The sequence below is a fragment of the Marinomonas pollencensis genome (assembly GCF_003387375.1).
Taxonomy (GTDB): domain Bacteria; phylum Pseudomonadota; class Gammaproteobacteria; order Pseudomonadales; family Marinomonadaceae; genus Marinomonas; species Marinomonas pollencensis.
This window is the reverse complement of the sequence record NZ_QUNG01000001.1, coordinates 622,640-633,630: the sequence shown is the minus strand read 5'-3', so window position 1 is coordinate 633,630 and position 10,991 is coordinate 622,640. Positions and strand designations below refer to the sequence as shown.

At 43.6% G+C, this 10,991-nt stretch carries 8 protein-coding genes; 4 read left to right on the top strand and 4 right to left on the bottom strand.

Going from position 1 to position 10,991, the window contains the following annotated elements:
• Nucleotides 1-228: 228 nt before the first annotated feature.
• From DFP81_RS02900 to DFP81_RS02890, 3 genes are all read right to left on the bottom strand, one after another.
• A complete protein-coding gene (locus tag DFP81_RS02900) occupies nt 229-2,145 on the bottom strand; it encodes a beta-ketoacyl synthase (RefSeq protein WP_115896245.1) in 1,917 nt (638 codons plus the stop codon).
• Between the two features lie 143 nt (nt 2,146-2,288).
• Entirely contained in the window at nt 2,289-3,170 is an 882-nt protein-coding gene (locus tag DFP81_RS02895) for a glucosaminidase domain-containing protein (RefSeq protein WP_115896244.1), read from the bottom strand.
• A gap of 178 nt (nt 3,171-3,348) precedes the next feature.
• Entirely contained in the window at nt 3,349-4,320 is a 972-nt protein-coding gene (locus DFP81_RS02890; protein ID WP_115896243.1) for a glutathione S-transferase family protein, read from the bottom strand.
• A gap of 107 nt (nt 4,321-4,427) precedes the next feature.
• Here DFP81_RS02890 and DFP81_RS02885 point away from each other — a divergent pair, with 107 nt between their 5' ends.
• From DFP81_RS02885 to DFP81_RS02875, 3 genes are all read left to right on the top strand, one after another.
• On the top strand, nt 4,428-5,576 hold the full coding sequence (locus DFP81_RS02885; protein ID WP_115896242.1) for a GGDEF domain-containing protein: 1,149 nt from the start codon (nt 4,428-4,430) through the stop codon (nt 5,574-5,576).
• A 431-nt stretch (nt 5,577-6,007) separates the two neighbouring features.
• A complete protein-coding gene (locus DFP81_RS02880) occupies nt 6,008-6,652 on the top strand; it encodes a TetR/AcrR family transcriptional regulator (RefSeq protein WP_115896241.1) in 645 nt (214 codons plus the stop codon).
• A gap of 2 nt (nt 6,653-6,654) precedes the next feature.
• Nucleotides 6,655-7,272: a LysE family translocator gene (locus tag DFP81_RS02875; RefSeq protein WP_115896240.1), complete on the top strand. Its 618-nt coding sequence runs from the start codon at nt 6,655-6,657 to the stop codon at nt 7,270-7,272.
• Between the two features lie 87 nt (nt 7,273-7,359).
• On the opposite strand, the gene upp is transcribed toward DFP81_RS02875, so the two are convergent.
• Nucleotides 7,360-8,016 (bottom strand): uracil phosphoribosyltransferase, encoded by a 657-nt coding sequence (gene upp / locus DFP81_RS02870; protein WP_115896239.1) that lies wholly within the window; start codon nt 8,014-8,016, stop codon nt 7,360-7,362.
• A 432-nt stretch (nt 8,017-8,448) separates the two neighbouring features.
• Here upp and lon point away from each other — a divergent pair, with 432 nt between their 5' ends.
• Entirely contained in the window at nt 8,449-10,878 is a 2,430-nt protein-coding gene (lon, locus tag DFP81_RS02865; protein ID WP_115896238.1) for an endopeptidase La, read from the top strand.
• The last annotated feature ends 113 nt before the right edge of the window (nt 10,879-10,991 follow it).

Sequence of the window (10,991 nt, the reverse complement as noted above, 5' to 3'; positions counted from 1 at the left end):
AGTATATATCCATGACGAGTTGGAGGAATGCGGCGAGTCCGTTAGCCAGTCACGCGATGCCAAACAAATGGTTCGATGAACAAGGTTTAGTAAATCTTGAAGAAGTGAAAACGGGGTATGTGTTCAGCGTACATGCTGAATGGACGTTTACATGAGCCGTATACGAGGTCCGTACGTACGGTTCTGTGAGAGGGATGAGGCGGTAACGCCTCACCCTACTCGATTTGTTTAACAAAGGTCTTCAAACTCGGTGTTCGTTTCGAAGGCTACTGGCATTTCGTAACCAGGCAGGCGAATTTCTTTGTCGCTGATAGCAAGGTCTTCACCGCCAAGAACATTAAAGCCGAATTTGTAGACAGGGAGAACTTGTCCGTGAATGGCGGCTTGGTTGTATGCTTCTGCAGCTTCTTTTACCTTTGCATTCTTATTGGCATACTCTTCAAGTTCCTCAGCAGAGTAACGCTTGCTGAGCATCGTCATTACTTTATGAGGCGCCAGAAGAATCGCGGTACCATTGTTTCCGCCAAATCCTTTGGAGTTTAGCAAGGCGGCATCAAAATACTCTTTGCCATAGTTTTGGTGCTTCAATTGGAAGTGCAGTCCCTCTTGATAAACATCATCAGCAAGTTCTGTTGTTGTCGTGATACCGGGCAGAATGCCATCTTTCCATACTCCTAAAGACAGATGCAGTTGATCACCACCGGCGGTCCCTTGAGAGTGCCCCAAATAGGCTTTTAGGGCGGTAACTGGCATGCCTGTAGCACCGAAACTGGTTGCTGCTTTGCTGAGTACATGAGATTCAGTGACACGGTTTTGTGGTGTGCTGGTACCATGGGCCTGAATAAATGTGCGCTTGGTTAGACCCTCTTTGCCAATCATGTCTTGTAGGTAAGCCATGGCTTTGCTCATTGTCAGATAGTTGCCAATGCCTGGTGCTGAAATGGATTTTTTATGGCCATCGGCGTGAGCAAACACAGCAGGAATGGCTCCGTAAATTTCTGCGCCTAATTCAATGGCTAAAGCATCATCCATAAGCAGTGTCCATTGGCTTGATTCGCCGATGGTAAAGCCACAGTTTTGCGCAAAAGGACGGCAACTACGGGTGTGGTCAGGTTCTTCTTGGTTGGTAATTTGGTCAAGTGCTAATAAGGCGGTGTCTTCGGCCAAAGCACCCATGGTTCGAAAACCTTCGATGATCTCAGGCGTAATAGGGGCATCGCTACCACCTACCATAGCAACACGAAACTTCCCGCTTTTAATGCCTTCAACGGCTTTTTCAAGGTTGAAAAAGTAGGTGGCACAGGCACCAATAGAAGTACCCACATTACCAACGCTGCCTAGGATATAAGCGTTGACGAAATCCGCAGGCATTTGCGCATAACCAAGTGGTAAGTGCTTAGATGTAGTGCGTTTGCCAATTAAAGCGGATTTAAGCATGCCGCCAAAACCAAGATCATCCATTTGACCAATGGAGTTTGCCGCATACACCGCCATTTGATCAGGGGCGACTTTACTGCGAATCAATTCCCAATCAATGCCGCTGCTTTGAATCGCGTCAGAAGCACCATATATGGTCATTTGTAAGCCGCGAGGATGGTTGCGACTTTGGTAAAGTTTAGAGGCATCAAAGCCTGTGGGTAATTGGCCTGCCGATTTTACAGAAAGGGCTTTCGAATCCTTGATAAAGGCTTCAAGGTTGCCATCGATAGTGACTTTCGATAAATGGTCTGATATTTGCGTTACCTGCCAATTAGTAGGGCGGTCGGCTGGTAACGAGCGAGTTTTAATAGTGAAGCTAAGCTTTTCTTCTTGACTATTTGGTGTCAGCACAGAGGATTTGTGCAATGTGACGTGATCAACATCAAATAGGCTAGGGTGTATTCTACGGATTAAAGTGCGGGCTAATAAGGATTCGCCAATGCTATCGATAAGAGTAGCTGCATCCAGTTCCTCACCACCTGCAGTATGCCATACGCCATTTTTGAACTCGGCAGCATTCGTTAGTGTGGCAAGATCAAGCAATACATCCTGCTGAACAGCGCTTGGGAGGAGATCCAATACAATTCGGCGGTAGGCTTGATGAGAAGATGAACGACCAGCCGAATTAATTCCGCCAAAGCCAACAATAACAGGTAAACGGGCCAATTGAATTTCCTCGTTTTTATGAGTGGGTAAATAATCAGACTATTGTAATGAAGGCGGGATTGCTTAGCCACCCTGTGACAAGCAATTCGTTTCAAATACATAGCTCTCTATCAAAATTTCATGCACAGAATCACTGTGGTGAATTATTTTTTTGCATTTTGCTTGTTGCGGTTGTCTGCGTTGAACCGCCAAAGCTTGTTGTATTGGATTAATCCTTCTATCTCATCAACGTAATCTTGTCCTCGTTGCGAGTAATGGTCTAAACCATGCACAAGTTCAAGTCCGGTAATTGGAGCGCCATTTTGACGCAAATCCCGACGGATACCACGCAGTTCTTGGTAAGCATTATTGCTGTTCAAGTTGTCAATGTAAGCAAAGACAGATTCTCTTGCATCTGCGAACCTTCTGACTTCGTGGTCTGCATCATCATCCCGTGATTCAGGTACTAAGCCACACCCTTTGCGAAAGCACCATTGACCAAAGAAATTATTACCCTCAGTAGCGAAACGAGAGGTGCCCCAAGCGGACTCATTAGCGGCCTGGGCTAGTACTAAAGAGGTTGGCACAATATCAATATGAGTGAGCAGTTCATCAATGTTTGCAGTGCTAATGTTTTCTACTTTATCAAGCTTATAGTTAGACATTAACCCGTTTATCCAGTTTTTATCCTTTCTTGACAAACTATTGGTTTTTTCTCTTAATTTTATAAGGCGTTGTCGTTCAGCCAGCAGCAGGGTGTTCTTCTGATCTACGTAAGGCGTTAAGAAATTAAAAAAGGCCATTTTTCTTTGCTTGATGTCTTTTATAGCAAGGAAGTTTGGTGTCTTTTTATTGACTGGGTGGGCTTTAAAATACTTTTTTTCGTCCGTGGTAGCTTCTCCGGAGCGCTCAGAAGCTTTGTCATTTGTCGATTCTAAGACCTGACTTTTAGATTGATCGCTAACAACATCATCAGCTGGCTCTATTTTTAGCCATAAAATGAAGAGCAAAGCAAAGGAAATAAGCCAGAGAATTTTTCTTTCCATAAATGACCACGAGTCTCAAGTTTCGTACGTTCTATCAAGCGATTGTGATACCAAAGGCTGTGTCATCGTACGTTTATAAAATAGTAAAAAGTAAGCGTATTATCTCGAAAAAACGTTTGCTTTAATAGGGTTATCCCTGAGCTCCTCTAATTTGCCTTATTCGTCTTTTTTGTGGAAGTCACTCATTAAATAAAACAGTAGGCCCTACAGGAATTATTCTAGTTGGGTTAATTGTCTGGTGACTATAGTAATAATGGTGCTTAATGTGGCGGAAATTAACGGTCTCAGCAACGCCTTCGGTTTCATATAGACGTTTTAAATAGGCATTCAGTATCGGGTAGTCTAAGAGCCTTTTTAGGTTGCATTTAAAATGGCTGAAATACACGCTATCGAAACGGATTAAGGTAGTAAATAAACGCCAATCGGCTTCAGTTGGCTGTGCGCCTAATAAATAGTCTTGTTCGCTAAGCTTCTCTTCTAAGAAGTCTAGTGTAGAAAACAGAGGAATCAAGGCTTCTTCATAAGCTGCTTGTGTGGTGGCAAAGCCACATTTATAAACGCCATTATTGATTGTGTTGTAAATCCTTTCATTCAAACTGTCTATCTCAGAGCGCAATGCCGCTGGATAGAAGTCTAATTTGTTATGGGTAATGTCATTAAAAGCACTGTTGAATATTCTAATGATATCGGCGGACTCATTGGAAACTATAGTGTGTGTTTTTTTATCCCATAAAATAGGAACCGTCACGCGGCCAGTGTAGGTTGGTTTTGCTCTGGTATAGAGTTGATGTGCAAAATGAGACTGATACAGAGGGTCTCCCATGGGAATGTGATCGTCAAAGAATGCTTGATCATTGTTAAATTCCCAGCCATTTTCTGCCATGGTTGGATGTACGCAGCTCACACTTATAATGTTGTCGAGCTGTTTTAATTTGCGGAATATCAGTGTCCTGTGGGCCCAAGGACAAGCCAATGAAACATACAAGTGGTAACGATTGTCTTGCGCAGGAAAGAGCGCTTGGTCAGCGTGTTCGTCAGTGCAGGGTACAATTTGCCGGCGAAATTCAGATTCTGAACGAACGAACTTCCCTTTTGTTGCTTTTGTGTCATACCATTGATCAACCCATTTACCTTCAATAAGTAATCCCATTGTTCTCTCCTATTTAATTAGGTACGTATTATTAATGAAATGTATGTATTTTCGGGGCAAAATATTGATTGTATTTAATCGAATGATTTGATGTTTTAAGGCCTTGTATGGTTGAGCGATTACAGTCTCTTTTGGTTCCATGCTTAATTTTGTTAGCCAGTGTATATGCTAGCTTATATGTAGGTACTCTTCCTCCTTTGTGGTTCGGGCTGCTGCCTTTTTTCCCTTTTATACTCTCTGTGGTCGCTCTTTTATTGTCTTGGCACTTCAACAAAGGGCGGGTGCTCATACTGGTTTGTCTGTTGTTGATCCCCAAAGTGCATACGGGAGGGGATGAGGCATCAGTCACGGCCTACTTGGTTGTGTCTTGCTTTTGCATTGCTCTTTTGTCTTTTGTAAAAGAAAGGGGCTTTTTCAACCGCTTTGTCGTTAATCGGTTTTTGTTTGTTTGTATGCTGCTAGGTTGGTGCTTTGCTGTTGAATCTGGCTGGGTGTCTTTTGGCTTTCTAGATCAGCCGATTTTTCATTCCCAAATAACCTGGTCGAGTTTCTTGCTCTGGTTGGTATTGTGCTTTAGTACTCTGCTTGTGCTTATTGGTTGGTGGGCAAGCGGTGATAACTTTCAAGCAAGTGGTCTGATTAGTATTGTCAGTCTTATTGTTTTAACAAACCTTTCTGTTTCACAAAGTCAGTTTGATGCTCTACTGTCGGCACAATTTTTGTTGTGGATTTGGTTTTTATTAATGGAAAGCCACCGGATGGCGTATCTAGATGAGCTAACTAGATTGCCTGGTCGTCGAGCGTTAAATGAAAAACTGGTTGGATTGCCTAAAAAGTATGCCTTGGCGATGGTTGATGTGGATCACTTCAAGAAATTTAATGACACATATGGGCATGATATGGGCGATATTGTGCTTAAGAATGTGGCTTCACAGTTGAAGTGTTACGCACATCCTGGGCGGGCATACCGTTATGGCGGAGAAGAGTTTGCGGTTGTTTTTCGGCATAACGGACTAGCTGGGGTCGTAGATGCGTTGGAAGAAATTCGCGCCCAGGTAGAGTTGGCCGAAGTGTTGGTTTTTGACCCTAAAAAGAAAAAAGAGGTGATGGTTAATGTGACGGTCAGTGTTGGTGTTGCCTTTGCTTCCCAGGGGGAGTTTCCTGATGATGTATTGAAACGAGCAGATGAGGCGCTTTATCAAGCAAAACGTAAAGGTCGTAATCAGGTTACTCAAGCTCCAGCCTTAAAAAAATAGATGAATTGTAAAAACTTGTACGATTGGTCAACTTTTTTCTCTCGATCTATTGCGCTTATTGAACAGCTGTTTATAATTCCCTCCATTGAATTCACAGTGCCTTATTCAGAGGTGCTGGCTAGAGCGAATTATTCACAGTGAATGATTGCTCGCACAAAGAACATTGTGACAAGCGGATGCCGCTTTACACAATCACTGAGCCAACGTGGTGCAGCAGTTAGCGTAACGATGAATGCCTATAGTCGTTTTAACGTCTCTGCTGTGAGGGGAAATGGGGAGCTTCGGCTCCCTTTTTTTATGCTAAATATTCTGATTCTTCACTCCTGCTTCTGCCGCTCTTAAAAGAGTGTTATCTTTGCCGACCTATATTGCTGCTGGAAGTGGCAATGCCCCCTTTTTTATTTCTACCCGTCAGTAAATGAGGCATTATTTTGTCTGAAGTAAAGAGAGCCAAAGGTCAGCTAAAGACGCACATACGTGCTCAAAACCAAGCGCTTATCCTAGAAACAGCGGAGCGTGTTTTTGCTCGTCAAGGCTTGGCTAAAACCACCACACAGATGATAGCGAATGAAGCTAATTTGCCGAAAGCGAATATTCATTACTACTATCGCTCCAAAAAAGACTTATTAGAGGCGGTGTTGGAGCGTATTTTGGCCCTGTGGTTAGCGTCTGTCAGTCAGTTTACGCTGGAAGATGGTCCGAAAAAAAACCTCACTCGCTACATTAGTGAAAAAATAGATCAATCACGTCTTAATGTGAGTGCTTCTAAGGTCTTTGCCATGGCGTTAATTGGCGAGGATGAGTTTATCCTGAATTATCTTCGCGAGAACTTTGTTACTGAGTTAAGCCGAGAAAAGAAGACGATTGAAACTTGGGTCGAACAAGGGCTAATGGCGCCTATCTCGTCAGAGCATTTGTTTATTAGCCTATGGGCAATGACACAAACTTACGCAGACTTTGACGCTCAAATTAAAGTACTATTTAATAAAGAAGCCTTAGAAGAAAGTGACTACGAAGAGGCAAAACAATTTATTACTAGAATGGTTTTAGCAGGCTGTGGAGTTAAGGAGGAATAACGATGACAGTGCAAGGAGCAATTACATTTTTTATTGCGATTTTTGTTTTTAGCGTGACACCAGGGCCTGGTGTGTTTGCGATCATTGCTCGTAGTATGGTGCAAGGTGCCAAGCGTTCCATTGGCTTATGTGTAGGCATGGCATTAAGTGACATCGTTTACTTGGTAATGGCTTGCTATGGGTTAGCTGCTATTGCTGCGCAGTGGGAAACGGCCTTTTTAGTCGTGCGTTATCTTGGCGCAGCTTATTTAATTTACCTAGGGTGGAAAATGTGGACAGCGTCGGTGGGAAGTGCGGGCAACACCTCTCAACAAAAGTCTGAAAAGAAATTAGACGGCTTTTTTCAAGGTTTTATGATATCGGCATCTAACCCAAAAGTGATTGTCTTTTATATTGCTTTTTTACCTAACTTTATAGATGTTACTGCTCTGCATGGCGCTGATATTGTATTGGCTTCTGTGATTGCGTTTTCAGCTTTATTGTTAGGTTTGTCGGTCATTGCCATTGGTGCATCGCAAGCACGTCGCTACATGAAGTCAGAAAAAGCCATGAAAGGGTTAAACCGTTCTGCTGGCAGTATTATGGCGTTAGCTGGAGGCTATCTAGGGCTCAAAGGGTAGGAGTGAAAAAGGTTTAAATAGTCCACTCACTCTATTGTGAAGCATTATATTAAGGCCATCTAGCTCATCGCTAGATGGCCTTTTTTATTATCGTGTGCCGTAAATACGGTCGCCAGCGTCGCCAACACCTGGGCGAATGTAGGCGTGCTCGTCTAACTCTCTATCAATGGCGCCCACATACATTGGTACATCTGGGTGGGACTTTTTGAACGCTTCTATGCCTTCAGGCGCGGCAAACAAACAGATGAAGCGAATATCTTTCGCTCCCATTTCTTTCATTTTATCGATGGCAGCAATCGCTGAATTGCCTGTTGCCAGCATAGGGTCAACAACAATAATGGTTCTTTCATCCACCGAATGAGGCATTTTTAAATAGTACTCAACAGGCTGTTTTGTTTCTGGGTCGCGATACATGCCCACGTGCCCTACACGTGCTGAAGGAGACAATTTAAGGACACCTTCAGCGAGGCCATTACCGGCTCGCATGATAGTAACGATGCACAATTTTTTGCCTTTTAGCATAGGGCTTAAAGTGGTTTCTAAAGGGGTTTCTACTGTGGCGTCTTCTGTTTCTAAATCACGGGTCGCTTCGTAGCCGATTAGTGTGCCTAGCTCTTCTACCAACATGCGAAACTCTCGAGTGTTGGTGTTTTTATCGCGCAAGCTGGTGAGTTTGTGTTTAACAAAAGGGTGGTCGATCACGAAAATATCTGGGTAAGCGTTGAGGAGTTCATCGCGAGTCATGGTGGTTTCCTTCTATTTTGATGGCAGCAGGGCTTGAAGAGTAAATACTGTGCAGGAATGATACCACAATGGTTTTCTTGATTAATTACTAATCCTGTCTTTTTGGTTAGCGCTCTCTGGAATGGGCAAAGAATAGGAAAAGTGCAGCGAGGGATTGTTTTCAGTCGGATTGGCATTACATAACTAAATAACCCTGTTAGGAAAGTGTGCGAATCCGTCTTGTCAGTCCTGATGGACGTGATTAAAAGAACGAGATTTTACCGAGGCGCTCATAGATAAGACTGCCATTCAGCTTTGCGATGCGTCTTAAATTATCGTTTTTTATTCACCCGCCGAGACAGTTAGACCTGTTTGCACCTTCTCCTAGATTCAAGTGCGATATGTTGAATCGTAATATAGAGAGTGAAACCTGGATTCATTGAGAAGTAGATTATGAATAATGACGATCAGTACCCTGATATAGAAGAGCAAGTAACGGACATTGATGAAGACAGTGTCTCAGTAAATGACCCAAGAGCATTGGCCTTGCCTGATGATGTGCTGCCCGATACTTTGTATATTTTGCCAATCTCCAGTCGTCCTTTTTTTCCTGCTCAAGTGCAGCCAGTGATGGTGGATGCAGACCCATGGGAAGATACATTAGAGCGCATTGCTGAGAACCCTCAAACAGCGGTAGGTCTAGTCTATGTCGATAAAGTAAAAGGCGCTCCACCGGTTGAATCATTTCGTTCTATTGGTTGTGTCGCGCGAGTGCACAAGGCGGATAAGCAAAACGACAAAATTACTTTCTTAGCGCAAGGTGTTAAGCGTTTTGAAGTGGTGGAATGGTTAAGTGAAAGTACACCGTATTTAGCGCGTGTTCGCTATATTAATGATTCAACGCAAAGTGATGATGAAGCAAAAGCTTACTCCATTGCGATTCTCGATTCGATTAAAGAACTGATCCGCTTGAACCCTCTTTTCAGTGAGGACCTACGTCAATACATCGGCCGTTTTTCTTTTAATGAGCCAGGATTACTTGCGGATTTTGCCGCTTCTATTACATCTGCGGATGGTCAGGATCTTTATCAGGTATTAGAAACCACTGAGGTGCAGAAAAGAATGCACCTGGCGCTTACTCTGATTAAGAAAGAGTTGGAAATTGCTCGTCTTCAGAACGAAATTAGTGCCGAAGTAAACGATAAGATTAGCCAACATCAACGTGAATTTTTTCTAAAAGAGCAGCTTAAAGTGATTCAAAAAGAGCTGGGAATCTCAAAAGATGACCGCACCTCTGATATTGAAACATTTGAAAGTCGTTTGTTGGGGAAAACCGTTCCTGATGCGGTGCATGAGAAGATCCAAGAGGAGTTGCATAAGCTCAGTATTTTAGAAACGGGTTCACCAGAATATGGCGTTACTCGTAATTACTTAGATTGGGCAACATCCTTGCCCTGGGGGATTCATTCTAAAGATAACCTCGACATCAGTGCTGCTCGCAGCGTGCTAGAGTCTCATCATGCAGGTCTAAGTGATATTAAAGATCGTATTGTTGAGTTCTTAGCGCTGGGTGCCCATCGTGGTGAAATGGGGGGATCTATTTTGCTGTTAGTAGGGCCGCCTGGTGTCGGTAAAACGTCCATCGGTAAATCCATTGCTGAGTCGTTGAATCGTAAGTTTTATCGCTTTAGCTTAGGGGGAATGAGAGACGAGGCTGAGATTAAAGGCCATAGACGTACTTATATTGGCGCTTTGCCAGGCAAGTTTGTTCAAGCATTAAAAGATGTTGAAGTCGAAAATCCAGTGATCATGTTGGATGAAGTCGATAAAATTGGCTCTTCTTTTCAAGGCGACCCAGCGTCTTCATTGTTAGAGGCACTGGACCCTGAGCAAAATAGTGAGTTCCTAGATCACTATTTAGACATGCGAGTGGATTTGTCTAAGGCGTTGTTTATTTGCACCGCTAATCAGCTTGATACTATCCCAGGGCCTTTGCTGGACCGCATGGATGTGATTCGTCTGTCTGGCTATATAGGCGATGAAAAACTGGCCATCGCTAAGCAGCATTTATGGCCGAAACTGCTTAAGAAAAATAAGTTGTTAAAGAAACAACTGAACATTACCGATGCTGCGCTGCGTCATATTATTGAGCATTATGCTCGTGAAGCTGGGGTACGAGGGTTAGATAAGTTACTGCAGAAGATTTTGCGAAAGTCTGTGGTAAGTTTAATGACCGGAGAAAAAGAAACGATCAATGTCGGGGTAAAAGATGTAGAAGCACTGCTTGGTATGCCTTATTTCCGACCTGAAAAAACGTTGCAAGGCGTAGGAGTGGTTACTGGCTTGGCTTGGACATCAATGGGCGGCGCAACCTTACCCATTGAAGCGAATAAAGTGCATGAGCTGACCCGTGGTTTAAAACTAACTGGCAAGCTTGGCGATGTAATGAAAGAGTCGGCAGAAATAGCTTACTCTTATGTCTTTTCTCACACTAAGAGTTACCAGCGAACGCCGGAGTTCTTTGATAAATGCCTAGTGCATTTGCATGTACCTGAAGGCGCAACACCAAAAGATGGTCCTAGTGCAGGCGTAACCATGGCGACAGCATTGATGTCGTTAGCCCGCGGTGAACCAATTCGTAAAGGGCTAGCCATGACAGGTGAGCTAACGTTGACGGGGCAGGTGCTTGCAGTAGGGGGGATTCGCGAGAAAATTATTGCCGCCAAGCGCAGCAAGATAACAGAAGTTATTCTGCCTGAAGCAAACCGCCGAGATTATGAAGAGTTACCTGATTCGGTTAAAGAAGGGGTGACGGTGAATTTTGCTGAGCGTTTTACCGATGTTGAAAAAATCGTATTCAGTAACACTAACAACGTCCATTAGTCATATTCTCAAAGAATGCATTCTCACTGATAAAGATACGTGAGAAAATAACAAAGCCGGACAAGCGTTTGCTCGTCCGGCTTTTTCATATGGGCGTATTGAGACTAGGGGAC

Bases quoted from the DNA above. Each gene is read 5' to 3' on its own strand.
- DFP81_RS02895 (WP_115896244.1), bottom strand. From the start codon at position 3,170: ATGGAAAGAAAAATTCTCTGGCTTATTTCCTTTGCTTTGCTCTTCATT.
- DFP81_RS02890 (WP_115896243.1), bottom strand. From the start codon at position 4,320: ATGGGATTACTTATTGAAGGTAAATGGGTTGATCAATGGTATGACACA.
- DFP81_RS02885 (WP_115896242.1), top strand. From the start codon at position 4,428: ATGGTTGAGCGATTACAGTCTCTTTTGGTTCCATGCTTAATTTTGTTA.
- DFP81_RS02875 (WP_115896240.1), top strand. From the start codon at position 6,655: ATGACAGTGCAAGGAGCAATTACATTTTTTATTGCGATTTTTGTTTTT.
- upp (WP_115896239.1), bottom strand. From the start codon at position 8,016: ATGACTCGCGATGAACTCCTCAACGCTTACCCAGATATTTTCGTGATC.
- lon (WP_115896238.1), top strand. From the start codon at position 8,449: ATGAATAATGACGATCAGTACCCTGATATAGAAGAGCAAGTAACGGAC.